The organism is Streptococcus sp. KHUD_010, from assembly GCF_040207525.1.
Lineage (GTDB): Bacteria > Bacillota > Bacilli > Lactobacillales > Streptococcaceae > Streptococcus > Streptococcus hominis.
On the sequence record NZ_CP157941.1, the window covers coordinates 1,672,900 to 1,699,704 of the forward strand.

At 40.9% G+C, this 26,805-nt stretch carries 23 protein-coding genes, 1 pseudogene and 1 riboswitch; of the genes and pseudogenes, 6 read left to right on the forward strand and 18 right to left on the reverse strand.

The window, feature by feature from the left end:
• Nucleotides 1-389 precede the first annotated feature (389 nt).
• Together ABKA15_RS08205 and ABKA15_RS08210 are read right to left on the reverse strand one after the other, a co-directional pair.
• A pseudogene (locus ABKA15_RS08205) lies at nucleotides 390-775 on the reverse strand (VOC family protein).
• A complete protein-coding gene (locus tag ABKA15_RS08210; RefSeq protein WP_049513823.1) occupies nucleotides 765-2,204 on the reverse strand; it encodes a glycoside hydrolase family 1 protein in 1,440 nt (479 codons plus the stop codon). Before ABKA15_RS08210 ends, ABKA15_RS08205 begins: the two are co-directional and overlap by 11 nt.
• 111 nt (nucleotides 2,205-2,315) lie before the next feature.
• On the opposite strand from ABKA15_RS08210, the gene ABKA15_RS08215 reads away from it, so the two are divergent.
• Complete coding sequence (locus ABKA15_RS08215) at nucleotides 2,316-3,185, forward strand: AraC family transcriptional regulator (protein ID WP_049513822.1); 870 nt, start codon at nucleotides 2,316-2,318, stop codon at nucleotides 3,183-3,185.
• 14 nt (nucleotides 3,186-3,199) lie between these two features.
• On the forward strand, nucleotides 3,200-3,709 hold the full coding sequence (locus ABKA15_RS08220) for an HXXEE domain-containing protein (RefSeq protein ID WP_049513820.1): 510 nt from the start codon (nucleotides 3,200-3,202) through the stop codon (nucleotides 3,707-3,709).
• An 80-nt stretch (nucleotides 3,710-3,789) separates the two neighbouring features.
• On the opposite strand, the gene ABKA15_RS08225 is transcribed toward ABKA15_RS08220, so the two are convergent.
• The 6 genes from ABKA15_RS08225 to ABKA15_RS08250 all read right to left on the reverse strand — a co-directional run bounded on the left by ABKA15_RS08225 (nucleotide 3,790) and on the right by ABKA15_RS08250 (nucleotide 10,346).
• Entirely contained in the window at nucleotides 3,790-5,055 is a 1,266-nt protein-coding gene (locus ABKA15_RS08225; protein ID WP_350015344.1) for a CapA family protein, read from the reverse strand.
• A 157-nt stretch (nucleotides 5,056-5,212) separates the two neighbouring features.
• Nucleotides 5,213-7,135, reverse strand: a complete 1,923-nt coding sequence (locus ABKA15_RS08230) for a beta-glucoside-specific PTS transporter subunit IIABC (RefSeq protein ID WP_049513816.1) — start codon at nucleotides 7,133-7,135, stop codon at nucleotides 5,213-5,215.
• A gap of 348 nt (nucleotides 7,136-7,483) precedes the next feature.
• Nucleotides 7,484-7,807 carry a PTS lactose/cellobiose transporter subunit IIA gene (locus tag ABKA15_RS08235; RefSeq protein WP_049513814.1) on the reverse strand — a complete coding sequence of 108 codons (324 nt, stop codon included), beginning with the start codon at nucleotides 7,805-7,807 and terminating at the stop codon, nucleotides 7,484-7,486.
• A gap of 9 nt (nucleotides 7,808-7,816) precedes the next feature.
• Entirely contained in the window at nucleotides 7,817-8,137 is a 321-nt protein-coding gene (locus ABKA15_RS08240) for a PTS sugar transporter subunit IIB (protein WP_003033149.1), read from the reverse strand.
• 34 nt (nucleotides 8,138-8,171) lie between these two features.
• Nucleotides 8,172-9,068, reverse strand: a complete 897-nt coding sequence (locus ABKA15_RS08245) for a PEP phosphonomutase (RefSeq protein ID WP_049513812.1) — start codon at nucleotides 9,066-9,068, stop codon at nucleotides 8,172-8,174.
• A gap of 12 nt (nucleotides 9,069-9,080) precedes the next feature.
• Entirely contained in the window at nucleotides 9,081-10,346 is a 1,266-nt protein-coding gene (locus ABKA15_RS08250; RefSeq protein ID WP_049513810.1) for a PTS sugar transporter subunit IIC, read from the reverse strand.
• 173 nt (nucleotides 10,347-10,519) lie between these two features.
• Between ABKA15_RS08250 and ABKA15_RS08255 the strand changes: the two genes are divergently transcribed.
• Complete coding sequence (locus ABKA15_RS08255) at nucleotides 10,520-11,698, forward strand: ROK family transcriptional regulator (RefSeq protein ID WP_049513809.1); 1,179 nt, start codon at nucleotides 10,520-10,522, stop codon at nucleotides 11,696-11,698.
• A 186-nt stretch (nucleotides 11,699-11,884) separates the two neighbouring features.
• Here ABKA15_RS08255 and ABKA15_RS08260 read toward each other — a convergent pair whose 3' ends face one another.
• The 3 genes from ABKA15_RS08260 to ABKA15_RS08270 all read right to left on the reverse strand — a co-directional run bounded on the left by ABKA15_RS08260 (nucleotide 11,885) and on the right by ABKA15_RS08270 (nucleotide 15,586).
• Entirely contained in the window at nucleotides 11,885-13,150 is a 1,266-nt protein-coding gene (locus ABKA15_RS08260; RefSeq protein WP_049513807.1) for a TRZ/ATZ family protein, read from the reverse strand.
• A gap of 123 nt (nucleotides 13,151-13,273) precedes the next feature.
• Nucleotides 13,274-13,376, reverse strand: a riboswitch (purine riboswitch).
• A gap of 222 nt (nucleotides 13,377-13,598) precedes the next feature.
• Nucleotides 13,599-14,534: a peptide-methionine (R)-S-oxide reductase MsrB gene (msrB, locus tag ABKA15_RS08265; protein ID WP_049513803.1), complete on the reverse strand. Its 936-nt coding sequence runs from the start codon at nucleotides 14,532-14,534 to the stop codon at nucleotides 13,599-13,601.
• Nucleotides 14,535-14,650: 116 nt separating this feature from the next.
• A complete protein-coding gene (locus ABKA15_RS08270) occupies nucleotides 14,651-15,586 on the reverse strand; it encodes a dihydroorotate oxidase (protein WP_049513802.1) in 936 nt (311 codons plus the stop codon).
• A gap of 552 nt (nucleotides 15,587-16,138) precedes the next feature.
• Here ABKA15_RS08270 and gdhA point away from each other — a divergent pair.
• Complete coding sequence (gene gdhA / locus ABKA15_RS08275) at nucleotides 16,139-17,485, forward strand: NADP-specific glutamate dehydrogenase (protein ID WP_049513800.1); 1,347 nt, start codon at nucleotides 16,139-16,141, stop codon at nucleotides 17,483-17,485.
• 71 nt (nucleotides 17,486-17,556) lie between these two features.
• On the opposite strand, the gene ABKA15_RS08280 is transcribed toward gdhA, so the two are convergent.
• The 7 genes from ABKA15_RS08280 to ABKA15_RS08310 form a co-directional block, all read right to left on the reverse strand.
• Entirely contained in the window at nucleotides 17,557-18,144 is a 588-nt protein-coding gene (locus tag ABKA15_RS08280; RefSeq protein WP_049513799.1) for a DUF4352 domain-containing protein, read from the reverse strand.
• Between the two features lie 17 nt (nucleotides 18,145-18,161).
• Nucleotides 18,162-19,019, reverse strand: coding sequence for a mechanosensitive ion channel family protein (locus ABKA15_RS08285; protein WP_049513797.1), 858 nt, complete (start codon nucleotides 19,017-19,019; stop codon nucleotides 18,162-18,164).
• 762 nt (nucleotides 19,020-19,781) lie between these two features.
• Nucleotides 19,782-20,096, reverse strand: coding sequence for a thioredoxin (gene trxA / locus ABKA15_RS08290; RefSeq protein WP_003032965.1), 315 nt, complete (start codon nucleotides 20,094-20,096; stop codon nucleotides 19,782-19,784).
• 235 nt (nucleotides 20,097-20,331) lie between these two features.
• Entirely contained in the window at nucleotides 20,332-21,750 is a 1,419-nt protein-coding gene (locus ABKA15_RS08295; protein WP_049513795.1) for a C69 family dipeptidase, read from the reverse strand.
• Nucleotides 21,751-21,812: 62 nt separating this feature from the next.
• Complete coding sequence (locus ABKA15_RS08300; protein WP_049513793.1) at nucleotides 21,813-24,143, reverse strand: endonuclease MutS2; 2,331 nt, start codon at nucleotides 24,141-24,143, stop codon at nucleotides 21,813-21,815.
• Nucleotides 24,144-24,203: 60 nt separating this feature from the next.
• On the reverse strand, nucleotides 24,204-24,752 hold the full coding sequence (locus ABKA15_RS08305) for a CvpA family protein (protein WP_049513792.1): 549 nt from the start codon (nucleotides 24,750-24,752) through the stop codon (nucleotides 24,204-24,206).
• Nucleotides 24,749-25,054 carry a hypothetical protein gene (locus ABKA15_RS08310; protein ID WP_049513789.1) on the reverse strand — a complete coding sequence of 102 codons (306 nt, stop codon included), beginning with the start codon at nucleotides 25,052-25,054 and terminating at the stop codon, nucleotides 24,749-24,751. The genes ABKA15_RS08305 and ABKA15_RS08310 overlap by 4 nt, the downstream gene beginning before the upstream one ends.
• A gap of 85 nt (nucleotides 25,055-25,139) precedes the next feature.
• Between ABKA15_RS08310 and rnhC the strand changes: the two genes are divergently transcribed.
• Nucleotides 25,140-26,030: a ribonuclease HIII gene (gene rnhC / locus ABKA15_RS08315; RefSeq protein ID WP_049513788.1), complete on the forward strand. Its 891-nt coding sequence runs from the start codon at nucleotides 25,140-25,142 to the stop codon at nucleotides 26,028-26,030.
• Nucleotides 26,031-26,033: 3 nt separating this feature from the next.
• Nucleotides 26,034-26,648: a signal peptidase I gene (gene lepB, locus ABKA15_RS08320; protein ID WP_049513786.1), complete on the forward strand. Its 615-nt coding sequence runs from the start codon at nucleotides 26,034-26,036 to the stop codon at nucleotides 26,646-26,648.
• Nucleotides 26,649-26,805: the final 157 nt, after the last annotated feature.

The window sequence follows — 26,805 nt, forward strand, 5'->3', positions numbered from 1 at the left end:
GAAAAAGAGTAAAATCAAAATGATTTCTCTATTTGGAAAATTTTTAAGGTAAAAACAACAGAGAGCGGCACTGAGATATTTTTCGCCTGATATCTATGTTACAACTTTCAGTTCATTTGTTTAACACAAAAAAGGAGGTTGGGACAAAAATTTCCAACCTCATGTATTTATCGTTTAGCTTGCAAAATGCAGTGGTTAATTGGATAACCTTATCCCTAGCTGTACCGGCGATAGTGGCTATCCTAACCAACTTGTGCGGAGGTGGGATAAAACGGTCCAGTAGGCTGTTTTAGGTCAGCAACTAGAAACTAGGACTTGCTGAAAAATCACATTCTTCAAATGATTGATGTCTGTCCCACTCTCTATTTATAAGGAGCAAATTTAGCTACTCATACGGTCAACTCAATCTGATTACCTTCCAAAACTAGAATACAACTTTCATAGTAACCATCGCCTGTCAAACGTGGACCGCTTAAAAGTTGATAACCGTCTGCTTGGAGTCTAGCTGTCAATTCATCTACCTTTCTCTGCTTCCTAGACTGAAAGCCAAATGATGATAGCCCAAAAAGAGAAGTTCTTGGTTGTTCTCCGCCAAACCTTCCTTTCGAGTCATGATTTCCAATCTTGCTCCTTCGTCAAAGCTGAGGAAGTAAGACTGAAAACCTGTTTTCTGATTATAGTAGAGCTGATTACTTTTTGCTTCAAAATATGTTTCAAAGAAGCATTTCGCCCCTTCTAAATCTCGAACATAAAGGGCTGCATGCTCAATCTTCATAGAGTTTTTCTCCGTTCGTTGCAATAACTTCTTTGTACCAGTCAAATGATTTCTTCTTGTAGCGAGCCAAAGTCCCTGTTCCATCGTCGTTTCGGTCAACATAGATCAATCCGTAACGCTTGCTCATCTGAGCTGTTGAAGCAGACACGAGGTCAATACAGCCCCAAGTGGTATAGCCCCAGAGTTCAACACCATCTTCAATTGCTTCGCCGACCTGTTGCAAATGTTGTTTAAGATAATCAATACGATAATCATCTTCAACAGTCGGACCATTAGGACCATCTACCAAGACATCTTTAGCACCGAGACCATTTTCTACGATAAAGAGTGGCAACTGGTAGCGGTCATAGAAAGCATTGAGAACTAGACGCAGACCGATTGGGTCAACTTGCCAACCCCATTCAGAACTTGCCAGATAAGGATTTTGCAGACCACCTAGAACATTTCCACGACCAGCAGAATAACTTTCTGGATCATGAGCTTGAACCACACTCATATAATAAGAGAAGGAGATGAAGTCTACGGTATGTTCTGCCATCAATTTCTTATCACCCGGTGCAAATTGAATCTCAATTCCATTTTCCTTGAAGAAACGGTTCATATATGCTGGGTATTTACCACGCGCATGAATATCTGAAAAGAGATAGTTTTGATTTTCAAACTCACGGGCAGCCAGTACATCCTCTGGTTTTGGCGTCATCGGATAAGCTGGCATGGCTAGTACCATACAACCAATCTTAAAGTCTGGATTGATTTCATGCCCGATCTTCGTTGCAAGAGCTGATGCCACTAGTTCGTGATGAACTGCTTGATAAAGGTCTTGCTTGGACAATTCTTCTACTGGTGTTGCAATCCCTCCACTCATAAATGGCGCATGAAGAACGGAGTTGATTTCATTAAAGGTCAACCAATAGTTCACCTTGTCTTTGTAGCGAGTAAAGACAGTACGAACATAGCGCTCATAAAAGCCAATCAAATCACGATTTGCCCAACCATTGTACTTGCGTGCCAAGTATAGCGGTGTTTCATAGTGCGACAAAGTCACTAAAGGCTCAATGCCATATTTTGCCAATTCATCAAAGAGATCATCATAAAACTTTAGACCTGCTTCATTTGGCTCCGTTTCATCACCATTTGGGAAAATCCGTGACCAAGCAATGGAAGTACGATAAACCTTGAAGCCCATTTCTGCAAAAAGGGCAATATCTTCTTTGTAACGATGATAAAAGTCAATCCCTTCTAATTTGAGATTGTCTGCTGTTGGCTCATCTGTAATCAAAGGATTGAGATCACCTGCTTTAGCTGGCATGCCGCCTTTTGGTGTCACATCTTGAACCGAAAGACCTTTCCCGTCCACATTGTAAGCTCCTTCGTATTGATTGGCAGCTGTTGCACCGCCCCAAAGAAAGTCTGCTGGAAATTTACTCATGACTTTTACCTCTTTTATTTTTTACTTAATTATATTATAATCTTAGACAAGAGTATTTTCTAACACAATTCTCTTATAAATTGATATTATTCTACGAAAGAAGCAACACTTATGGATCTGGGAACATTACACAAAGATATCGTTTACAGAAATCAAGGCACTCCTTATTCTCTCACACGAACCATTACAAAAAACGGTCAGCCGGACATTCTCTTTCATTGGCATACGGATGTTGAACTGGTTTATGTTCATGAGGGAACTGCGCAGTTTCACATTGATTATGATTACTTTAATAGTGAAGCAGGTGATATTATCCTGATTCGTCCCAATGCTCTTCACTCCATTCACCCAATTGAAAATCGTCGCCATTATATGGATGCGATTAACTTTCATTTGGACTTAATGGGCTATTCTGCGATGGATCAAGCTAGTATTGAATATTTGCAGCCACTTTATAATGGTCAGTTGGATTTTGTTCGTGTCATCAAACCCAATCAGCCAGCCTATGCAGACATTCGGCAGTGTTTACTTGATGCCATGAAAACAGGCTATTACCGTACAGAGTATTTTGAATTTCAGCTCAAATCCCAGCTCAACCAACTCTTTTTTCTCTTATTTGAAAATGGCTATGTGATTTCAAAAGAGCAATCTTTGGAAGGTTATCGCAAGGAAGAAAAAATCCGTACCATTATTGATTACATTGGTAGTCATTATCAAGAGGAACTCACGATTGATCAGCTTGCTCAAATTTGTGGTTACAGCGATACCCATTTCATGAATTTCTTTAAGAAACATCTTGGGGTATCTTGCATGGAATACGTGATTCAATTTCGCTTGCGAAAAGCGGCTGAACTCTTGCAACACTCTACCTTGCCCGTCCTAGAAATTGCTACACAGTCTGGCTTTAACAATCTCTCTAACTTCAATCGTCAATTCAAAAAGTATTACCAAATAACTCCTAGTCAATATCGGAAAAAATAACAAGGAGGCATTCAATGAAAGATACTATCTGGTTGTTTCCGCTGCTATTCATTTTTCATGATTTGGAAGAAATCATTGGCTTCATGCCGTGGATAGAGCGAAACGAAAAACTGCTAGCGAAAAAAGCTTCTTTCATTCTAAATACCCACAAAGACTTATCCACAGAAGGTTTCGCGCTAGCTGTGGCAGAGGAATTTGTCGTGGTTTTCTTTGTCTCTTTCTTTGCTATTTTTTACCATACTCGCTTCCTTTACCTCATCTGGTTGGGTGGATTCGTCGCTTTCGCTCTTCATCTGGTGCTTCATATCCTGCAAGCTATCTGGATTAGGCGCTATATCCCAGCTCTTGCAACCTCTATCCTGTGTTTACCTGTTAGCAGTATTATCATTTGGAAAACCACTACTTTACTTCATGTCAACACAATTGAACTTCTTGTTTTCAGTCTCATTGGTGTTCTCATCGTTATCAGCAATCTATTTTTTGCACTTTGGTTAGGAAAACTGTTTTCCGCCTCCTTAAGCTAGAATCCTTTTAAAATATTCAAAAAGCGCTTAAACGTCGTCTGCTGCAAGACTCATTTAAGCGCTTTTTATTTTAATCTCAACTATTCGTCCCATTTCAAATTTACATGCTCATTCATTTCCTGATAAGCAGTGTCAATTCGCTCTTTGGTGACTTGGTCTAGTTTGTCACGGTATTTTCCACCTTCAATGAAATCTTCTAAAATATAGGTCTGATAGGTGTAGAGAGGATAGCCTTCTGGTGAATACGTTCCTTTCGCCACACGACTAACCCAACTTGGATGTGCCTGTACTTTCTTGATAATCGTCCCTTTCTGTGATTTCTCAACTGTCACGTCCATGAGCACGCCGCGTTCTGTCCATTTTTTATTTTCCACACCGTCCATCGTCTCAATACGCTGATTGGAGAGGAAATTTCCCATAGAATAGATAATGAATTTCTTTTGTCCATTTTGTTCGACGACTTCTGATGGTTCAACGACATGCGGATGCCCGCCGAAAATAATATCCGCTCCCCATTTGATCATCTTATGATAAAGAGTGACTTGTTCCTCCGTTGGCTCTAACTGGTATTCCACGCCCATTTGTGGCATGACAACGGTAATGTCAGCCTCTTTTTCGGCTCGCTCAATTTCTTTTTTCATCTTTTCTTCATTTAAATCCGACAAATGATGATTATAGTCTGCCTGAGAGAGATTTCCCTCTAAGCCATTAAATCCATAAGAATAAGCTAGGAGCGCAATTTTAATCCCATTCACTTTTTTAATCACAAGTGACGATTTATCTCGATTTTCATGAGTGTAAACCCCAATTGGTGTAATGCCTTGTTTTTCAAAGGCCTCCGCTGTTGTGGTAACACCTTCTAATTGGGAATCTAAAATGTGATTGTGTGCCAAATCCACGACTTGATAACCAGCGTCTTTGATAGCAGATACCACCGACTCTGGCGCATTGAACAGCGGGTAGCCCGCCAAAGGATAATTTGGTCGAATCGTCCCTTCAAAGTCTCCTAATACCAAGTCCGCTTTTTTCAACCAAGGTTTGACATATTGATAATTCTCTGTGAAATCATACGTCCCGTCTGACTGTAAGGCACTCATATATAGAAGTTCATGATACAGCAAATCTCCATTTGCCATGATACGAGCCATCTGTACACCATTTGAGGAAGAAGACATTTTTTTCTTTTGTACAACACCTGTTTTTGCCGACTTTCCCTTAATCGTAATGCTATCGTTTATTTTTTCAGCTACTAAAATCACACTTGCTGCTACAAACACGGCGCAAAGCAAGCCTAAAATAAACTGCCAATTAGTTGCTGACTGTATTTTCCGTTCTGATCTTTTCATCTCCTGCTCTCCCTATAACTCTATTGTAGCACAAAGAAGTAAACATGACGCAGGAAATGATAAATAATAAAAAGGACGAAGCATGCTTGTAGCTCTAGTTGATTTTTTCGACCAACTGTTTTGGAACTCTACAAATTTTGCTTGTCCTTTTCTTAGATTATTTACTTACTTTCAGCAAATCATCGCCTAGTTTCACATCGCCGTCAGCTAATGTTTCAACTGTCTTATAATCAGCTATATTGGTTACAATGATTGGAGTTGTAACAGGATAACCTGCTTTCTTGATAGCATCTATATCAAAGCTTAGCAATAATTGACCCGCCTTGACCTTTGAGCCTTGAGTAACATGTGCCATAAAGCCTTCTCCTTCAAGAGCGACTGTATCCATGCCCACGTGAATCAAGATTTCAGCGCCATCATCAGTCGCTAAGCCAATCGCATGGTTGGTTGGGAAAAGCAGACGAATCACACCGTCAGCAGGAGCGACAACTTCGCCAACACTAGGCTCAATTGCTACACCTTGACCCATTGCGCCACTTGCAAAAACAGCATCAGGCGTATCTTCAAGTGCAACCACTTTCCCGCTAAGCGGAGCTGTGATGACTTGCTCAGTAGCAATCTCTTCAACTGGCTGACTGATTTTTTCAGCAACGACTTCTTGTGCCCCACCATAAAGAGTTGGAATCTTTGTAAATTGGGTCAATACAAATCCAAGAACAAAGCTGATTGCAATTGCTACAAGGAAGTGAATGAGTAATAGTGAGTCTTTGGGATCAATGAAAGACGGAATCGCAAAGAGTCCCATTCCACCCATTACTTGCATTTTGGCATTAAAGAAAGCGAGATAAGCCCCTTGAACCGCACCAGCAATACAAGTCATAATAAATGGTGTTCGCATTGGCAAGGTAATCCCGTAAATAGCTGGTTCTGTTACCCCAAACAAAGCTGAGATAAAAGCTGGAATAGCCAACTGTTTGACTTTTTCTTCTTTTGTACGCAAGAAGATATTGAGCAATGCTCCTGCTTGCGCAAAGCAAATAGCAATAGAAGCTACAAGAATGACACCTGGTCCTTTTTGTAATTCCAAAATTGCAAGCGGCACCAATCCCCAATGAAGACCGAACATAACTAATACTTGCCACAAAGCACCCAGAATAATTCCATAAATAATTGGACTGAAGCTATAAATACCTGTGAAAATAGCACCGACTATATCAGAAGCCCATGTCATGACTGGTCCAATGACAAGAAATGATAACGGTACCGTGATTAAGATAACAAAGAATGGAACAACAAAGACTTTGACAACATCTGGAATAATTCGTTTAAAGAATTTTTCAATTTTTGAGCCGACCCAAATTGCTAGAATGATTGGCAATACAGTTGATAGATAACTAGAAGCAGGGAAGATAATCGGCAAACCTAAGAAAGTTGCGTAGATTTTTGACTCAATAAAAGTTCCTGCAAATAGCGTGTAGAGTGGTTTGGCAGCTGTAAAGCTAGCTGCGATATTTGGATAGACCAAGGCAAAGCCAATTGCAAGCGCTGTGAATTTTTCCATTTTAAACCGCTTAGCAGCAGTCAAAGCCAGAATCAATGGTAAGAATTGGAAGAATCCATCACCAGCGGCATTTAAGATGATATAAGCACCGTCTGTCGACTTAACACCACAAGCTGCCATAATGGCAACTACACCCTTGATCATACCAGCTGCAGAAAGAGCTCCCAGCATTGGTTGGAAAAGTCCTGACACCAAAGCGATAAATCGGTCAAATAGATTTCCTTGCGGAACATCTCCCTCATCCACATCAATACTTCCCTCACCAGAAATGCCTGCTTCCTTAATGACCGCCGCATACACATCTGGCACATGGTTCCCAATCACCACTTGGTATTGTCCACCAGCTTTTACAACCGTTACAATACCGTCTCTATTTTTCAAATATTCCGTGTCTGCCTTGCTCTCATCTTTCAGAGAAAAACGCAAACGCGTCACACAGTGCACTAACTTGATGATATTTTCCTTACCACCAACGTGAGCAACAATATCCTGAGCTAAGTCAGTATAATCTTTTGCCATAATGGACCTCCTTTATTTTTTAGGTCAGCTGTGTTGTTACACATATAAATATAGAACAACGGTAACAAAAAAACCTAAACACATACCAAATAGAAAGTAGTTCCCCTACTTCATATCTCGTATTTGTCTAGGTTTTGCCTGCATGACCAGTAACAATCCATGAATTAAGTATAACACAAGTTTCTAAAAATGCAAGCGGTTTCTAAAAGTTTTTTAAAATTTGAAAAAATCGTTATCAAACTAGAGATAGAGCTACCATTCAATAACGAAGTAAGACAATTAAAAAACTTTGATTGGATTATCACCAACCAAAGTTTTGATTTATAAGAATGTGTAAAATCGTTTTTTTTACTTCATCTCATTTGCCAGCCGCTCGTACACATCAACGACTTCTTTTGCCAAGTCAATGAAAGTCAAACTTGTCATCAAATGGTCCTGAGCATGCACCATCAAAAGGCTAAGCTCAATCTTTTCACCTTGAGCTTCCTGTGTCAGCATTTCGGTTTGAGATTTATGAGCTGATATTAAATCCTTGTTAGCTAATTTTAATTTTTCACGCGCTTCTTCAAAACAGCCTTTTTTAGCTTTTTGAATCGCTTCAAAAGCATTACTTTTGGCTTCACCACTATGCATAATCAGTGACATAACACTTTCTAAATTTGAATTTTCCATATCGAACCTCTAGCCTCCGATCAGTTCCTCAGCTAATGCCAATACCTTTGAACCATTCATCATGCCATAATCCACCATTGGGATAACTCCAATTGGAATGTTTTTATCCTTCAATTTTTCCGTAAATTGCTCTAATAGATACCGAACTTGCGGTCCTAATAGCAAAACATCTACTTTTTTCTCTAAAATTATATCGTCCACTTCCTGAGCTGGAACTGCAAAAATCTCTGTATCTAATCCTTTTTCATCGGCTGCAGCTTGCATTTTTGTAACAAGCAAGCTGGTACTCATACCCGCAGCACATGCTAACATAATGGTTGTTTTAGCCATGTTTACTCCTTCTATTTTATCAAATAATTACTCTCTACCGATTAACGGATCTTGCTAAACGTGACACAGTATGTCGAACGCCACGAATAGCATTACTTAGTGCATAAATGTTATCTACCACTGCCAGACCGCCATAACCTGCATCACCAATATGTTGAATATCCACACCACAAATTTTATTACGAAGTGCGATTTGTTTAATCGTATTCACATCTGATGTCTCTTGGCTAGTGCCAATAGCGCTCAAGACTAAACCTCTTTTACTATGTACTAGATCTACAACAGCTCTCATTTCCTCATCGCTGAAAGCAGGAACCGTTCCAACGGCTGGCACCAAAATCACATCTGCACCCGCGTCTAATAATTTCTCAGCTGTCTGAAGATCTGCAACCGGCTCGGATACCCCTGCACCGTGCATTTTCCCAGCTATAATCAAACCTGAGAAATATTGTTTAGCCAATTTCACCGCAGCAACAATTTCTTTATTGCTAACTCCTGTACCGGGATTTCCTGTCAAACAGACAAAATCAAAACCTAATTTTTCGATTTGCTCAAAAGAGGCTTGACTGGCTTGTCGACCAGCAGCAATCACTTGCACTTCTTCCAACATATCTGCTTGCAAATCAACAGGTTCTAGATTGACCCCAATTGGTGCTCCGACTAAGCGATGGAGCTCTCGAACCACTTGACTATCTTCACAGTCCAATCCAAAGATCTTTGGATTAAAAACATCTAAACAATTCAGTAAAATCATATCTGCACCGAAAGCTTTTGCAATTTCAGCATTGGTAATGTCTCCGACAAAGGTTTCACGAATGACAACATTTTCAGACAACACAACACGCCCTTCACTCGCTTGAATGCTTTGCTTGAGCTCTTGGGCTGTCATATTCAAAATTTCCGAAGGATTTGCACTAATTAATCGTTTCATATTCTCATCTCCCTACTGATTTTCTTCTGCTTTGAAGCGTTTTTCAATAGCAATTACAAATGGAATATAGATTAAAATATCAATTACAATAAGAACAGCTTGTAAAATAGATGCTTTAAAACTTCCCGTTGCCAGCAAGCCACTAATAATCGGAGGAGTTGTCCAACCTGGGTCAGTATATGTTAACGGTACAAGACCACTTACCATGGATGACCATGCAACGATGAGATTCGCAATCGGTGCCAAAATAAATGGGAACAGAAGCAAAATGTTTAAGACAATTGGAACACCAAACATTGTTGGCTCATTGATATTGAACAAACCTGGAACCACTGTAATAGGTGCCAGTGTTTTGATTTGTTTGCTTGATTTTTTCTTTTTCGCCAAATAACCAATCGCTAATACTAAGCCAATAGTTGCACCACCACCGCCAATGAAGACGAAATTATCCATAAAGACACTGGTAAAGATATGCGGTAGTTTTTCCCCTGCTTGATAAGCAACTTTATTGGCATCAAGATTCGAAAGCCACAATGGTTTCATAACCGCATTGACAACATTTCCTCCATGAAGTCCAACAAACCAGAATGAACTATTTAAAGCAACTAGAATCATCAAACCAAATAAATTATTACCTAGTAGACCTAGCGGTTTTCCTAAAACAGTTTGAGCTACCGCATGCAAATTTGGTAGTTTTAAACTTGCTAAAAGGGCATAAACCAACAACCAGCCTGTGATAATCACTGCACCTGGAATAATGGCGCTGAAACTTTTTGAAACTGCCGGTGGAACACCATCAGGCATTTTAATTTGGACATTATGATTGATGAACCATTGATAGATATAACCATTTACCAAACCAAGAATGATTGCTACAAAAAGGCCTTGTGAAGCTAAAAATGCTGTGGGAACACCGTTTCCTGTTTTAGTAGTAAGGAATGGTGTCACTGTGATAAAGGCAGCAAGCGAGATAATCCCAGAAGGAATCCCATCCACTTTGTATTGGCGGCTCATATAGTAGGCAATCCCAAAACTGGCTACCAAACCAATCAGACCAAAACTACTATCCACACCTTTCCATAGATAGGTAGAAACCCCAATTTTTGTCAAATAAGCTTCCCATCCTGGAACAGGAAAACTAGCAATGACCATAAACAAAGAACCAATCAACAGTAATGGCACTGCAAGCGTAATGCCGTCCCGAATCGCTACTAAGCCTTTATTATTTCCCAACTTAATGGCAACGGGCATTAACTTCTCTTGTAAAAATTTGTCCATCTTTACAATCTCCTTTGGTTATAATATATTATTAAATAGCAGACAAAAACCAACTTTATCTCGCTTTTTAATTATATTTTAAAACGATTTTCTGTAAAAGTCAAGCGCTTTCACTTCTATTTGATAATTTTTTATAATCAATATATAATAGATGCAGGGAAGGATGGTAGATAATGAATCAAACGAAAAAACAAGCTGAGTTACGAACAATTATTTTAGATAAAATTTACGCCAAGGGGCCAATTTCTCGCATTGATATTTCAAAAGAGACGGGTATTACTCCTGCCACAGTTAGTGCGATTACAGGAAGTTTGATCCAAGAAAAACTGCTGTATGAGCTGGGGGAAGATGAAGAACACGCAAAAGTCGGACGCAAGAAAATCCTCTTGGGTATTAAAAAACAGCACTCTTATTTCATCGGCTGTGAACTGTCTGAAAAATACTTTTCTTTTGTGTTGAGTGATAATACAGGAAATGTGATTGATAAAGATAAAGCAACCGTCACCTCGGAAAAAATTCTAGCAGAAGGCGCTGATTTGTTTTGTCATTTACTTGAACAATTCATTTTTCGGAACAATTCCTATACAATTCAAGCCGTGGGAGTAGCTATCCCTGGACGCTATTTGCACAATGACTTGATTACAACAAACAATCAAACATGGAAACAATTTGATCTAGCGAAGATTAAAAACGAGTTTTCTTTTCCAATTTACTTTTCTAATAATGTCAATTGCATGGCACTAGCAAAGCGCCTTTTTTCTGCTTACCAACTGGATGAGAATTTTATCTATTTTCATTTTGCACGGGGTATGCACTGCTCTTATATGTACAATGGCAAAATCTACGGCAAAAGCAATATTGTCATCGGCGAAATTGGTCATACCGTTGTTTGTCCTGACGGAGAAGTCTGTGGTTGCGGACGCAGAGGCTGTTTGCAGACTTATGCTAGTGAAAGCTGGCTGATAAAAAAAGCAAAAATCATCTTTGAAACTGCGGAGTTGACACATTTAAAATCACTTGTCACAGATAAAGAAGAGATCACGATTCAAACTATCCTCACAGCATATAACTTAGGAGACCAAGCTATTCTCAATCTCCTTCATTTGGCATTTAAGTATTTGGCACAATCCCTGCTAAACCTTAGCATGATGATTGATGCAAAGAAAATTTATCTGCACAGTCCCATCTTGACTGATGACAAAGTCATTGCAGCTTTCTATCAAGAAATCTCACAACAACCAAAACTACTCTTCAAAGACTTGCCTGAACTCATTATCGAGCCTTACAATGACTTCACTGGTGCAACAGCTGGCGTTGCGCTTTGTCTGCAAAAGGAGTTTTTATCCATTTAGCTTCATTATGGCTCATAAGCTTGTTATACTTATTACAAAAATTAGAGGTTAGAACAATTGTCACGAACCTCTAATTTTTACTATACAATACAAGATGGACTTACTAACTTGTCTGAAATATTTATAAAGAAAGAACCTCTATTGTGTCAAAGAGGTTCTTCAAAGATTCCTTTAGAACTTTCATTTTTACATAACTACATCCATCGTCAGGACTTGTCCGTCTTTTACAACTTGCTCACCTGCTATATAGACATCTTTAACATCATTTCCCTTGACAGCATAGACAAGGTGGGAGAGCATATTTTCCTCTGGGTACAAGTGCACTTTACCTTTTGGCTGAATGATTAAAAAATCTGCTTGTTTGCCAACTTCTAGGCTGCCGATTTGATCATCCATGCCGAGTGCTTTGGCACCTTCAATTGTCATTGTTTTCAAAGCCTGCTCAATGGTAAATTGAGTGGCGTCACTTGTGCGCATTTTTTGTAAAAGAGCAGCGGTACGACTTTCTTCAAACATATCCAAATTATTATTAGAAGCGACCGAGTCCGTTGCAAGTCCGACTGTCACGCCAGCTTGAATCAAGTCTGTTATGGGAGCAATGCCAGATGCTAATTTGAGATTGCTGATGGGATTGTGAGCGATATGAATCTTAGAGGCTGTTAGTTCTGCAATTTCTCGCTCATTTAATTCCACACCGTGGGCAAAAATCCCCTCATACTCCAGATAGCCTAATTCTTTCAAGAAAGCAAGTGGGCGTTTTCCATAACGCTCTAAAATTATGCCATTTTCTGCTTGTGTTTCTGCCACATGGATATGCAATTTCAGCTGTAATTCACGCGTCAGCTCCAAGCTTCCTTTTAGCAACTCCTTACTGCAACTATATGGTGCATGTGGTGCTACCATTACTTTAAAGCGGTCATCGTTGTAGGACAAAATTTCCTCAATAATGGTCCGAGTACGCGCCAAGGTTTCTTCCGTCGTTTCTATATCGGAGCTAAATAAAGTCGGTGAAAAATAACAACGCATTTTAGAGCGTGCCACCACTTCATGAATCTGCCCAATTTCAACACCATTGGGATTGTACATATCATTAAAAGTCGTCGTCCCAGTCTGAAGCATTTCTGTAAGTGCCAGCTTGACAGCTCTTGTTGTGACCTCTGGTGTAAACTCGCTTTCTGCCGGCCAGATATAATCTTCTAGCCATTCGTGGAGATTGCTGTCGTCTCGAATGCCACGCAGTGTGGTCATAGCAGAGTGGGTATGGCAATTGACTAGACCAGGCATAAGCCAAGCTCCCTCACAATCTACTGTCTCATCTGCCCGCGCTTCCCAAGTAGCGTCCTCATTCCCACAATAAACAATCTTGTCCCCGTTTACCACCAGCAGCCCATTTCGATAGACATGAAAATCTACGTCACATGTCACCAAATTCACCTGTTTAAATGCTTTCATTGCTTCTCCTTTAAACAAGAGCCATAAGATGATGTCCAATCACTGTGCATCGTCAGCAGCAATCGCAAAAACAAAAACCGTATGGATAATCATTTCACATTCACCTTATGCTCTATTTGTATCTGACAACATAACTAAGGACAAAGCCACGCTTATTTACGGTAAGACGGTAGAAACTCTCCAACCCTATTATGGAGATTATATGTTTTCATTGAATTTTTTAGTTATTGTAGCAAAATCCACACCAAATAGCAAGCTTTAAAAAATAGGAAAAACATTGAAATTTACTCCGCAAATCCTATCTGCAATACTTTGGGCAATCAATCACTACAACATTTGTTTAGTCTGTAATTAGTTTTGAAACTGCTAGTCGCTCTATCCACACATTTATGAGTAGTTGCGAAATAAGCAGAGCCGTCTAGCTCAGGCCCTGTTTACTCTACTGATCTTACTTCATATATGAAAGCAAGTAGCCATATCCTGCAGCTTCCATGTCTTCTTTTTTAATAAAGCGTAGCGCTGCTGAATTGATACAGTAGCGAAGTCCACCTTGATCCTGTGGACCATCTGTGAAAACATGACCTAAGTGTGCATTTCCTGAACGTGACCGCACCTCAATCCGCTCCATACCGTGACTTTTATCTTGATAATACTTGATCACATCTTTGGCAATCGGTCTTGTAAAACTCGGCCAACCACAACCAGCATCAAACTTGTCACTAGCAAAGAATAGTGGCTCTCCCGTTGTCACATCTACATAGATGCCTTCTTCAAACGTTGCAAAATATTCGTTATCAAATGGTCGTTCGGTTGCAGCATGTTGAGTGACCTGATAGGCTTCCTCGGACAAGTTTTCCTTTAAAGCATTTTCACTCGGTTTCTCATATTGTCCTGGATCTACTAGAGGCTGGTAGGCATCATTGACATTGATATGGCAATAACCACTAGGATTCTTCTTGAGGTAATCTTGATGATAATCCTCTGCCAATACATAATGGCGCAGCGGTTCTACCTCCACTGCAATCTTCTGGCCAAATTGCCGTTCTTGCTCTTTTACGACTTCGCTAATGACTGACACATCCGTATCGTTTATGTAATAAATCCCTGTGCGGTACTGACGTCCGACATCATTTCCTTGCTTATTGATAGACAGCGGATCAATCACCCGAAAATAATAGAGCAAAATTTCTCGTAAGCTAACCAAATTTTCATCATAAGTCACATGAACTGTTTCAGCATGGTCGGTTTGATGAATCAACTGGTAATTGGTAGATTCCACCTGCCCATTGGCATAGCCGACAGTTGTATCAGTCACACCTGTGATACGGGAAAAATATTCTTCCAAGCCCCAAAAGCAGCCACCCGCTAGATAAATTTCAGCCATAAAAACACCTCATTTCTTTGTTCTTATTTTCTCACAAATTCCTAAAATGTTATAAGAATTTGATTAGAACTTTCTTGAGAATGATATGGCAATGAACTGTTAAATACCACTCTGGTTTAATCCAGATAGTTCAACTTCCCACGGAAATCTTCTATGCTTTCATAGCCTTTTTCTAACATGATTGCTTTCAGCTCCTCAGTAATACGCTCAAAAACTCCTACACCTTCTTTGTGCAGCGTTGTTCCGACTTGCACCATACTAGCTCCACAGAGAATATGCTCAAAAGCATCTCGACCCGTCAACACACCACCTGTACCGATGATTTGGATTGTAGGATTGAGCCGTTGATAAAAAGCATGAACATTAGCAAGGGCAGTCGGTTTGATGTATTCACCACCAATTCCGCCAAAGCCATTTTTCGGACGAATAACAACTGTTTCATCGTCAATATAAATACCATTTCCGATTGAGTTAACACAGTTGACAAAAGAAAGAGGAAATTTGTTAAAAATTGCTGCCGCTTGATCAAAATGTGCCATATCAAAATATGGTGGCAATTTAATACCGAGCGGTTTAGTGAAATAGGCAAATACTTCACTCAAAATCTTTTCCGTCGTCTCAAAATCATAAGCGATTTGTGGCTTTCCAGGAACATTTGGACAAGATAGATTGAGCTCAGTCAAGCCTTTAAAGTTACTATCCTGCACCTTTTTCAAAAGGGTGTGGGTTTCTTCTAGCGACAGACCTACCAGCGACAAAAAGAAGATTCGATTGGACTCTGTTTTTTGTAGGTCTAACAAATACTCCAAATAATAATCCAATCCATGATTGGGTAGTCCCATTGAATTGATTGAACCTAGTGGTACATCTTGGTAACGAGGTTCAGGATTTCCTGCTCGCGCTTGCAAGGTTGCTGTCTTAGTCACAAAAGTTCCCGCAGCTGAGTTTTTAACTTCTTCTAGTTCTTCAATCGTCATGCAGGCAACGCCAGCCGCATTCATCAGGCAGTTGTCAAAAGAAAAACCAGCAATTTGTGTTTGAGTTGATAGCATGAAATGCTCCTTTCATTTTTTCTATTGTACCACTAAAAGCAGAAATCTGACTCTTTGAACGGAATAGAAAGAAGAAACGTTCGGGATAAACAACTGAATTTTTGCTGAGCAAGAGTTTGTTTTGAATATTAAGTCGGAATTTTCAGAAAATTCAACTTTTTTCTTTACAGCTCTTTTGTTTTCTGTTATAATGTCACATGTAACAAAAGATAACATACATAGAACTAAGACGAAAGTCTCGTTCTGTGATTGGGCTAAGACCATTGAAAGCTAGAACAGACAAGTCTAACAAATCTTGCAAAGCAACTTTTGTTGAGCTACCTCTTTTTTTCCATGACCGTTCGAGCATAGGGAATTACGGATATGGATATTAAGGAGCATAGCGATGTGATTGCTTTTGTTTTTTTACAGTCTTAGTATCTTATTGCAACTGAACTCGGATGGAAAGTCTAGCAAAAAAGATAGGTTTCCTTGTGTTCATCGAACACGGTGTCAGCCTCCTATTTTTGTACGACTTTTACTCGTCCTTGTATCTTATTTAAGGAGAAATCTATGACAACTGCTAAAGAATATATCCAAAGCACTTTTGAAGCTGTGAAAGCTCGCAATGCTCACGAGGCAGAATTTCTGCAAGCGGTAGAAGAATTTTTAAACACGCTTGAACCAGTTTTTGAAAAACATCCTGAATACATTGAAGAAAACATTTTGGCGCGCATTACCGAGCCAGAACGTGTGATTAGTTTCCGTGTCCCTTGGGTTGATCGCGACGGCAAGGTTCAAGTCAATCGCGGTTACCGCGTACAATTTAATTCCGCAGTTGGGCCATATAAGGGCGGTCTTCGTTTCCACCCAACGGTTAATCAAGGGATTTTGAAATTTCTTGGATTTGAACAAATCTTTAAAAATGTTTTGACTGGACTGCCAATCGGCGGTGGTAAAGGTGGATCTGACTTTGATCCGAAAGGCAAGACAGATGCTGAAGTAATGCGTTTCTGCCAAAGCTTCATGACAGAATTGCAAAAATACATCGGTCCTTCACTTGACGTTCCTGCTGGTGACATTGGGGTTGGCGGACGCGAGATTGGCTATCTTTACGGTCAGTACAAACGCCTACGCCAATTTGATGCTGGTGTCTTGACTGGTAAACCACTTGGATTTGGAGGTTCTCTGATTCGCCCAGAAGCAACTGGTTACGGCCTTGTTTACTATACGCAAGAAATGCTTAAAGCAAACGGTGAAAGTTTTGACGGAAAGACCGTTGTCGTATCCGGTGCTGGAAATGTAGCTCAGTATGCTGTGCAAAAAGCAACTGCTCTCGGTGCTAAAGTCATTTCTGTGTCTGATTCAAATGGTTATATCATTGACAAGGACGGAATTGACTTTGATCTTCTGGTAGATGTGAAAGAAAAACGTCGTGCTCGTCTGACAGAATACGCTGCTGAAAGAGCCAGTGCCACTTATCACGAAGGCTCTGTCTGGACTTACGAAGGTGCATTTGACATTGCCCTGCCATGTGCCACTCAAAATGAAATCGATGGTGAAGCAGCAAAACGCTTGGTAGCGCAAGGCGTATTCTGTGTATCAGAAGGTGCTAATATGCCAAGTAATCTTGACGCCATTGCCGTTTACAAAGAGAATGGTCTCCTTTATGGTCCTGCCAAGGCTGCCAATGCCGGTGGGGTGGCTGTATCTGCTCTTGAAATGAGCCAAAATAGCCTCCGTCTCTCATGGACGCGTGAAGAAGTAGATACTCGTCTGAAAGACATCATGACCAACATCTTCAACACTGCTAAGACAACTGCTGAAAACTACAATCTTGGCAAAGACTATCTAGCAGGAGCAAACATCGCTGCTTTTGAAAATATCGCCAACGCTATGATTGCCCAAGGAATTGTTTAAACGAATATACATAATAAAAGGCTGTGGACGAATTTGTCCACAGCCTTTTACTGTTCTTCTGCTGAAAATTTCTAAAACTTCACGCTTTTGGTTTCTCCCCACTTGACATTGTCATAAGTGAGAGTGTAAGGCTGCTGCGATCCGTCCTCACCGTCATACATCAGCTTCCATTCTACCTTTTCACCCGCTACGAGTTCCTCTTTGATTTTGTTGACCTCAAAAATATCATCATCCATTACATAGGATTCGCCCATTTCGTCTTGTAAATCAAAGTCATAAACATTGAGTGGGAGCTTTTCGCTAGAGGTATTTTCGATAATAACCTTAGCCGTAATCATCGCACCTGTTGCTTGACCTTCCATTCGCTCTTTAGAATCCACGTGAATGTACTGGACAGTAACTTTCAGACCATTTTTAAAACGAACGCTATCTCCCAGGCGATGATGTTTGTAATTATCTTGATAAATTTCAGTTCGAGTGCCGTGCCCTAGAAAAGCAAGGTTGACAATACTTAAGCCAACCACCATGAGGGTGATGCAAAAGAGCGTGACACAGCTAATGATTGTCGTCCAAAACAAAGGCTGTTTATACAAAGACTGTTTCAAGCGATAGACGTGACCGTCAGAGGTCGTTATTTCATGCGGTACTTGTTCTTCCATAGTAATCTCCTTTCTGCCTATGCTGGCGCATAAATAGTTGGCAAATCAATTCCTCCCTTTAATAGAGCGTCATGATACAATCTGTAAAATTGATGATAAACGGTGCTTTGGCTACCGCTTTGGACGGTGATACTGACACGGAAATAAAATTGTCCATTGTCCGCGAGTTGAGGACCTAGAATAGTTGGTTCCTGCAAAATTTCTACTTGATCGCCCGCATATTCTTGATTGACCTGCTGGATAATCCGAGTGACCTTCTCCAAATCCGTCTGAGCGTATAATGGAATATCAATGAGCGCTCGCATATTGCCGCGTGAGAGATTGCTGACGACGGTAATGTTGCGATTAGGAACGTAATGCAAAGTGCCATCTGCATCGCGCACTTGTGTCGTCCGAATCCCGACGCTCACGACTGTTCCTGCGATTTTAATCGAGCCATTAGTCAGACGAACGCTGTCTCCGACATCCAACTGCCGCTCCAACAAAATAAAGAAACCATTGACTAAATCAGACAAGAAGCCTTGCGCTCCCATCCCGATTGCCACCCCAGCAATCCCAGCTCCTGCCAGTAAACTTGACACCGGCAAGCCTAAAATCGCCAATATCCAATAAATCAAAAAAAAGTAAAGGGTGTAATTCAGCAAATTTTCAATCAAACGAGTGAGGGTCTTTTGCCGCCCTTCGTCTTGACTGGAGAGTTTCAAAGAGGGTGAGATAATCTTTCTTACGAGTACATGTACCAGCTTTTTAGCAAGGTAAAAGAGAGCTAGCAAGAGCAAAAGTGAAACGAGCTTGCTAAAGACATCATCTACCAAATGAGACCAGTTGAGTTTTTCAAAGTAGCGATAGAATACATTCTTGTTCGCAAATAACATAGTCACCTCCTGCTTATTTCTATTATACCATATCCGAGCCTTATCGGCGCACGTACTCTATCGCCAAGGATAATTTGGCTGACTTTCACTTCACCTACTAGCCAAAAAAGCCAGGAAAATCCCAACTTCATTTTTAATTAGTTCAATTCTGCTTCTGCTTTAGGCTCTTTGCCCTTGCGACGGGCAAGGATTTCCGCATAGTGCTTGCGGCTGTTATTGAGCACGGAAAGGAAGATTACTAAGTTTAAGTCCAATGAGCTTTTCTTGCTTCATAAATTATTTCTTTCCTTTTTTACTTGTCACTTAAAGCGACCGTTTCAATGACTTCTCCTCTTTCCATCAGCGCGGCGGATGACCTCAACTACTTTTTGTTTGCTTCGTCTGCCGGACGGAAAGTCTCCCTTACTTTTGGTTTACTCCGTCCGCCGGGCGGATAGCATGAATCAAAAGTAGTTTATCTCGTTTGTAATTATTTCCTACTTAACTTCTAACTTTATTTTTTGAAGATAACTTTGAAAAGAAGATAGATACAAATGAATAAGAGTACAACAATGACGAATACAGCTACTATTCCAAGTGTTCCCATGATTTGACCGCCCCTTCTGATTGAAACAATCTTTCTTCATTCTCATTATAGCACCGATTGGTGTATTTTCTATTAGCAAAAGGGTAGTAACTGATGAAAACGAATTTTTGTCAAAAGTACTCTTCTAATCTTAAAAAGAAAAAAGACCTGAAACTTTCGTTCAAGCCTTTTCTTTTTTAACTTAATTCGGCTACAATAGCTTTTAATTGTTCTTTGGTATGAACACCGACAACTTGCTTTACCACTTGCCCGTCTTTCTTGAAGATGAGGGTCGGGATTGACATGATTCCAAATTCACTTGGTGTATTTGGGTTGGCGTCCACGTCCATTTTGAAAATCTTCAATTCGTCTTCATGTACTTCTTCGGCTAATTTTTCCAAAATCGGTGCCTGCATGCGGCAAGGACCACACCATGCTGCCCAAAAGTCAATGAGGACAAGTCCGTCTTTTGTTTTTTCTGCAAAGTTTGCATCTGTAACTGCTGCTACCATATTATTCTCCTCTGACGATGACCGATGTCATCGCTCTATTTCATTTCTTGACATCATTCTACACTAAAAGGAAGCATTTGCAAAATATTTGCTACGGAGCGAAAAGCTCCTCCGCAGATTAGCGTTCAATCATTCCGAAAATAAACTTCTATCCGTTGGAAATTGCTTGATACAAATCTTCTGTCATATCAGAATGTGCCATGGAGTGAAAAGCTCACTCCTCTCATTCCATAGGTTAGTCGCTCAAAGAAAAATGATTGGTCATCAGATTGCCGGCGTCTAGCAAGATTTTATTCAGAAGTTGGTCCGTTGCTTCTTGAATCTTATCGCTTAGGGCTTGATTTTCTGCTTCAAAATCAACTATTTCTCCCTTTTCCAAGGCACAATCCACGCGCCCTAACATTTCATGTCCCAAAGCCATAGTTATTTCTTGATAATCATCCAAATCTCCCAGATGACTAGAAAAATGCGCGTCAGCCAAAGCAGCGATTAAGCGATTTGTCCAATAGAACGAATCCGTAGAGACTTTCTCACCTGTATTCGCAAAATAAGTCGGCGTCGTAGAAATTTGAGTAAAGAAAGGCACGGCTGTATTGTAAGGCATAGAGCCATAGGACAACCATTGAATGCCCGTCGTTTCCTGGGGTTTATTGGGTCTCAAATGCAAGATAGATGTTTGACTTGTGCGGTTAATCCCAATCGTGCGGAAAGTCCGCTGGCTGTGAGGTGTGCCTTCTAAGCCATAAGGGTCATAAGGAGAGTCTTGGTAATGGCTGCTAAGAACATACTTGACATCTTCAATCGTGATTTTGCGGTAGGGTTTTTGACACCAAGGAAGGAAAAAGGAGCGCGGGTCTTGCTCGATTTCTGGATTGAGAAAACGCTGAATATCCCAAGCACGCGGTGTATTGTAATGACGGTCTTTGTCACGCTGGCTGCCAAAAGCATAGCGCGGATTGAAAGATTCCCCGTCATAGTTGAGATTCAAATGATTGCGACGAATAAAGTCCGGCAAATCAGGATCACAGAGGAAATATTCTGGATTGTCAAACTCAAAATAATCCATTCCCAGCTGGTTTGGATTGGTCACATAGGCGTCATCTGGCACACGGCGAGCTATCCAATGATGTCCGCCGATTGTCTCCAACCACCAAATTTCATCCACGTCAGAAAAGGCAATCCCGTTTGACTCATAGGTGCCGTATTCTTCAAGAATCTTCCCTAAGCGCAACACGCCCTCACGCGCCGTTTTGATATAAGGCAGCACCAAGGTCAGCATATCTTCTTCTCCGATACCAGTCGCCACCAAAGGATCTGCTCCCAGCACTCGGCTATTGGTGGTAATCGTCTCGGTCTCGCTCATGGCTACATTGTAGACATTGATACCAGCTTCACCCCAAATCCCGTCTTTTGCAAGAGCGTCCGGTACACTGGTGTAGCGAACTGGATTGTCCGGCAAATCTATCTCAAAACTTGACAGCACTGATTTATAATGCCGCGGCTGATCTTCTGGGTTAACAACAATAAATTTCTTGGGCGTAAACACACCATTTTGCGAATCCTCTGTACGTGCAATCATAGTTGAACCATCATAACTCGCTTTTTTCCCAACCAGAATCGTTGTACAAGAATCTTGTATTCCTTTTTGTCTCATAAATGTTTCCTCTTTTCAATCTTTCTTCTTTACCATGAACAGTTTTGTTCACCAACTCTGCATTACTTAAACACCACAATCGTCGCTCCGCTACCACCAGCATTTTGCGGTGCATAGCCAAAACTCTTGACATGCTTATTGCGGCGGAGATATTTGGTGACGCCTTCGCGAATGACGCCAGTCCCAATCCCGTGAATAATGTCCACCTGCGCCATATTGTTGAGCAAGGCTTGGTCAATAAAAGCGTCCAACTCTTGCATAGCTTCTTCGTAGCGCTTGCCTCGCAAATCCAGTCTGGCTCTTGGCCCACTTGTTGTCGTTCGTTTCACCACATTGACCTGCTTTTTCTTAGGCTGTTCTTTTTCAGCTTTGAGCAGGTTAAATTCTGCTTCCTCTAAGGTCATCTTGATGAGCCCAACCTGTGCTTCCCAGCGACCGTCTTTGAGCTGATTGACAAGCGTGCCTCTCTGGCCGTAACTAATTACCAGAATATCGTCTCCCACCTTTGGTTTTCGTGCTTTTTTAGCTTGTTTCAACACTTTATTCTGTGACAGATCCACCGTTTCAGGAGCCAATTTTTTCAGCTGGCTTTTGGCTTCAATAATTTCGTGCGGTTTGAGACTGGATTTAGCATGTAGATTTTTGAGAATCGTATCACTCTCCGTCAGCGCCACATCAATGATTTCCTGCGCTTCTAGCCTTGCCTTATTCAGCTCAGCTTCTTTTTCCCGGTTAAACTCATTGTAGAGCTTTTTAAGAGCGCGGTTAAATTTGAGATTTTCTTGCTCCACTTCTCGGATATTATCCAACCGCTTGCGGCTTTCCAAGGTTTGTTTTTCCAAGCGCTCAATAACACGATTGACATCGCTGTCCGTGTCAGTCAATTCTTGAGCATCTTTGACCACTCTATCAGACAGACCTAAACGCCTTGCGATCTCAAAAGCATTGGAACGCCCCGGTACTCCCTGCATAAAACGATAAGTCGGTCTTAGGCTCTCTGTATCAAATTCCATGCTGGCATTTTGCACTCCCTCAGTCTCAATCCCATAGACTTTGAGTTCTGGATAGTGGGTTGTTGCCATTGTCTTGACTTGTCGTAGCCGCAAGTCCTCAAGAATTGCCATAGCAAGAGCTGCTCCTTCCTGAGGGTCAGTTCCTGCTCCCAGCTCGTCCAAAAGCACCAAAGCATTCTCATCAGCCTGCTCTAAAATAGAGACAATGTTCGTCATGTGGCTGGAGAAGGTCGACAAACTTTGCTCAATAGACTGCTCATCTCCAATGTCCGCAAAGATTTGGTCAAAAATCCCCACTCGACTCCCTTCATCTGCCAAAATAGGCAGACCAGACTGTGCCATAAGCTGAGCCAAACCTAGAGTTTTGAGCATAATGGTCTTTCCGCCTGTATTCGGGCCCGTAATGACAATCTCTGTCAAATCCGCCGCAAAGTACAAGTCATTGGCTACTGCATTTTCTATCAGAGGATGAGCGACATGGAGCAGCCGAATATCCTGACGGTTAGACAGCTTTGGCACTACCGCGCCTCTCTCCTGCATAAAACGCACCTTAGCTTGAACAAAGTCCAGATGTCCGATAATCCAAGCATTATTGGCAATTTCAGCAGCATGCGGACGAATGCGTTCTGATAACTCTTGCAGAATCCGCAAAATCTCATAGCGCTCGTCTGCACGTGCATTGGTAATTTCTTCATTGAGATTGACCACTGCCCGCGGCTCAATATACACCGTGTTTCCACTGGCAGAAATATCGTGCACCACGCCTGAGATACGATTGCGGAATGTATTTTTGACCGGCAAAACATTGCGACCGTTTCGACTGGCTACTACTTGATCTACTAACATATCGCCCTTGTTCTTGAGAATATCCTGCAAAATATCTCTCACCTGAACTTCATTTTCTTGAATTTTCCGACGAATGCGAGCCAAATTATCACTAGCAAAACTTTCAACAAATCCGCCTTCATTGATAGCTTGCAGCACTCCTTGCAAGCTCGGAAAAGGAACCAGATTTTCAAAAAGCCGGTTCAATCTTTGTAACTCAACATTTTCCAAATCCTCATAGAAATCAGTCAATTCTTGCGTGACAGCCAGAACCCGCTTCAGAGCGAGAAATTCTTCAATGTTTAAGTCGCTTTCCAACTCCAAGCGCTTGGTCAAGCCCGTAATGTCTTGGGTCGCAGCCAGACTAAAATGCGGACGCTGTACAAAAATCTGTTGCACGTCTGTCATTTCTAAAAATGCTGTCTCCAGCCTTTCCTGTTTATTGGACGGAAATAGCTGCTGCAGCTCCAAACGCCCTTGTTCTGTCAGAAGATAGGGTTCAAAAAGCGCCTTGATTTTCTCAAATTCTAATGTTTCTAAAATTTTTCTATTCATATTCTTATCTTTCCCGATGAAAAAGAAACTCAGCTAGCACCACCAACTGAGTCTTTGTATTTATCCGATGATTTTGGTCACCCAGAGTTGTTTCAACATTCCTGAAGTAATTGGTGTGTGACTGATGATAAATCGAGCTAAACCACTGGCATTGAGATGATTTTGAACAAGTGGTAAGGGAATCGTTGCTAAAACGGTCAGCAACATTTGAATTCCAAACAAAGTGACACAAATAGCCAAAGCACCGCTAGCAACATTGTACCAACGCTCATTGGCTTTCTTGTTTGGCACCAAGTGAATAAAAATCCCAATAAAACGGGCTATGCTATAAACAATCGTATAAACTGCTAAATAAGCCAGACCGGCATAAAAAACCTTATCCAACTGGAACAATTGGCTGCTGGGAAAGAAATAGGTAAATGTTCCTTCCTGTGCACTCGCATAGGGTACTAAAAGATTAATTTTTTCACCTAGAGATTGGTACAATTGCCCCGCAATAATAGCTGAAACAACCGCCGAAACAGTATAATAAGCTTGCAAAACAATTCCGCGCGAATAGCCAATGTAAAAACTCCAAGATAAAATCAGCAAAATTACTAATGAAATCATAGGGCGCCCTCTTGCTCACTTACCTTTTGCTTGTTGGCTTCTAGCACTTTTTTACGAAGTTCTTCCAGCTCTTGCTCCTTGTCATCGAACTCAATCTCACGTGACAATTGCGTCGCTAAACTATTAACCGCCAGCAAAATAGCTAATGTTTCATCATCTGCCGCAGGCATCTTCTCTTTAATTGCGTGATATTTTTCTGTCGCAACCTTTTCAACTTCTTCCATGAATAAATTATCGTGTTTTGTTGTTAAGGTTACACTCTTCTTTCCGAAAGTAAATTTGTATCGATTTAAGTTTGCCATAAAATCACCTCAAAATATTATACCAAAAGGAAGCGATTTTGTCAGTTTTTAAAGAAATTTATAACTTTTATGGTACAATAACAATATGGAAAATATTACCTTGCAACCAAGCGAGAGACAAATTCAAGATTTTGTCACACAATATCAGACACAGCTTGTCGCTAGCAAAAATCTCTACGTTCGCTATCTTTTTAAACTTGATAAGGCAACTGTCTCCGTCTATACTTCAGGAAAAGTCCTCTTCCAAGGAGAAAAAGCAGAGCAGGCAGCACAATTTTTTGGCTATCAAGCGTCCAAAGAAAAAACGACATCTCATCGGCAAAATTGTCCTCTGATTGGAACAGATGAGGTGGGAAATGGCTCTTATTTTGGCGGGCTCGCTATTGTGGCTTCCTTTGTCACACCAGAGCAGCATGATTTTTTACGAAAATTGGGCGTTGGCGATTCTAAAACCTTAACAGACCAGAAAATCAGGCAAATCGTTCCTCTGTTGAAAGAAAAAATCCAGCACCAAGCTCTGCTATTGTCCCCGAAAAAATACAACCAAGTTATCGCTTCTGGCTACAATGCGGTGTCTGTCAAGGTTGCCCTTCACAATCAAGCCATTTATCTGCTCTTGCAAACGGGAGTGCAACCAGAAAAAATTGTCATTGATGCCTTCACGAGCGGCAAAAATTATCAAAAATATCTCCAGCAGGAAAGCAATCGCTTTTCAAATCCTATTACATTAGAGGAAAAAGCAGAAGGGAAATACTTAGCCGTAGCAGTCAGTTCCATGATTGCACGCGACCTCTTTTTAGAAAATCTTGAAAATTTAAGTCAAGAGCTCGGCTATGAATTGCCTAGCGGAGCAGGAAGAAAGTCCGATAAAGTCGCAAGTCAGCTTCTTCAAGCCTATGGTATGAAGAGTTTAGAAGTGAGTGCAAAACTGCATTTTAAAAATACTGAAAAAGCAAAGAAACTTCTAGAAAGGTAAGTTATGCAAACAAAATCAACTACTTTTTCAAAATTTATGAAAGAATGGGGGTTGTTTATCCTCTTTATGACCGTTCTTTTCTTATCACGCGCCTTTCTTTGGGTTCCTGTCAAGGTAGACGGGCATTCAATGGATCCAACCTTAGCTAATGGAGAGTATTTATTTGTTGTCAAACCCCTGCCTGTCAATCGCTTTGATATTGTCGTTGCAAGTGAAAAAGACGAAGATGGAAAAACCAAGCAAATTGTCAAGCGGGTGATCGGTCTTCCTGGAGACACTATCCGCTACGAAAACGACCAATTGTATGTAAATGGCAAAAAGACCAACGAATCTTATCTTAAAAATTACCTCGCGAAGTTTAAAGATGATAAATTGCAGAAAACCTATTCCTACAATAGTTTCTTCCAATCTTTAGCAGACAAAGCTCAAGCCTTTACGCAGGACGCAAACGGCAACACTAGTTTCACTATTGAAGTTCCAAAAGGCGAATACCTGCTCTTAGGAGACGACCGTCTTGTTTCAAAAGACAGCCGTCAGGTAGGAACCTTTAAAGCCAGTCAATTGCAGGGCGAAGCAAAATTCCGCTTCTGGCCTTTGAATAGAATTGGCACTTTTTAATCCCAAACAAGTCTATTTTGATTCGTTGGAGGTGGGCAAAAAGTGTTCCAACTTCTATCAGATTTAGGAATAAACGAATAACGCAGCTTCAACAATCTAGTGAATTGTTGAAGGTTGGAAATCAGACTTGCGAAGCAAGCCACCGTGATTGCTCAAA

What these genes read in the sequence shown, in the direction of transcription:
- ABKA15_RS08210 (WP_049513823.1), bottom strand. Translation starts at nt 2,204, where the DNA reads ATGAGTAAATTTCCAGCAGACTTTCTTTGGGGCGGTGCAACAGCTGCC.
- ABKA15_RS08215 (WP_049513822.1), top strand. Translation starts at nt 2,316, where the DNA reads ATGGATCTGGGAACATTACACAAAGATATCGTTTACAGAAATCAAGGC.
- ABKA15_RS08220 (WP_049513820.1), top strand. Translation starts at nt 3,200, where the DNA reads ATGAAAGATACTATCTGGTTGTTTCCGCTGCTATTCATTTTTCATGAT.
- ABKA15_RS08225 (WP_350015344.1), bottom strand. Translation starts at nt 5,055, where the DNA reads ATGAAAAGATCAGAACGGAAAATACAGTCAGCAACTAATTGGCAGTTT.
- ABKA15_RS08230 (WP_049513816.1), bottom strand. Translation starts at nt 7,135, where the DNA reads ATGGCAAAAGATTATACTGACTTAGCTCAGGATATTGTTGCTCACGTT.
- ABKA15_RS08235 (WP_049513814.1), bottom strand. Translation starts at nt 7,807, where the DNA reads ATGGAAAATTCAAATTTAGAAAGTGTTATGTCACTGATTATGCATAGT.
- ABKA15_RS08240 (WP_003033149.1), bottom strand. Translation starts at nt 8,137, where the DNA reads ATGGCTAAAACAACCATTATGTTAGCATGTGCTGCGGGTATGAGTACC.
- ABKA15_RS08245 (WP_049513812.1), bottom strand. Translation starts at nt 9,068, where the DNA reads ATGAAACGATTAATTAGTGCAAATCCTTCGGAAATTTTGAATATGACA.
- ABKA15_RS08250 (WP_049513810.1), bottom strand. Translation starts at nt 10,346, where the DNA reads ATGGACAAATTTTTACAAGAGAAGTTAATGCCCGTTGCCATTAAGTTG.
- ABKA15_RS08255 (WP_049513809.1), top strand. Translation starts at nt 10,520, where the DNA reads ATGAATCAAACGAAAAAACAAGCTGAGTTACGAACAATTATTTTAGAT.
- ABKA15_RS08260 (WP_049513807.1), bottom strand. Translation starts at nt 13,150, where the DNA reads ATGAAAGCATTTAAACAGGTGAATTTGGTGACATGTGACGTAGATTTT.
- msrB (WP_049513803.1), bottom strand. Translation starts at nt 14,534, where the DNA reads ATGGCTGAAATTTATCTAGCGGGTGGCTGCTTTTGGGGCTTGGAAGAA.
- ABKA15_RS08270 (WP_049513802.1), bottom strand. Translation starts at nt 15,586, where the DNA reads ATGCTATCAACTCAAACACAAATTGCTGGTTTTTCTTTTGACAACTGC.
- gdhA (WP_049513800.1), top strand. Translation starts at nt 16,139, where the DNA reads ATGACAACTGCTAAAGAATATATCCAAAGCACTTTTGAAGCTGTGAAA.
- ABKA15_RS08280 (WP_049513799.1), bottom strand. Translation starts at nt 18,144, where the DNA reads ATGGAAGAACAAGTACCGCATGAAATAACGACCTCTGACGGTCACGTC.
- ABKA15_RS08285 (WP_049513797.1), bottom strand. Translation starts at nt 19,019, where the DNA reads ATGTTATTTGCGAACAAGAATGTATTCTATCGCTACTTTGAAAAACTC.
- trxA (WP_003032965.1), bottom strand. Translation starts at nt 20,096, where the DNA reads ATGGTAGCAGCAGTTACAGATGCAAACTTTGCAGAAAAAACAAAAGAC.
- ABKA15_RS08295 (WP_049513795.1), bottom strand. Translation starts at nt 21,750, where the DNA reads ATGAGACAAAAAGGAATACAAGATTCTTGTACAACGATTCTGGTTGGG.
- ABKA15_RS08300 (WP_049513793.1), bottom strand. Translation starts at nt 24,143, where the DNA reads ATGAATAGAAAAATTTTAGAAACATTAGAATTTGAGAAAATCAAGGCG.
- ABKA15_RS08305 (WP_049513792.1), bottom strand. Translation starts at nt 24,752, where the DNA reads ATGATTTCATTAGTAATTTTGCTGATTTTATCTTGGAGTTTTTACATT.
- ABKA15_RS08310 (WP_049513789.1), bottom strand. Translation starts at nt 25,054, where the DNA reads ATGGCAAACTTAAATCGATACAAATTTACTTTCGGAAAGAAGAGTGTA.
- rnhC (WP_049513788.1), top strand. Translation starts at nt 25,140, where the DNA reads ATGGAAAATATTACCTTGCAACCAAGCGAGAGACAAATTCAAGATTTT.
- lepB (WP_049513786.1), top strand. Translation starts at nt 26,034, where the DNA reads ATGCAAACAAAATCAACTACTTTTTCAAAATTTATGAAAGAATGGGGG.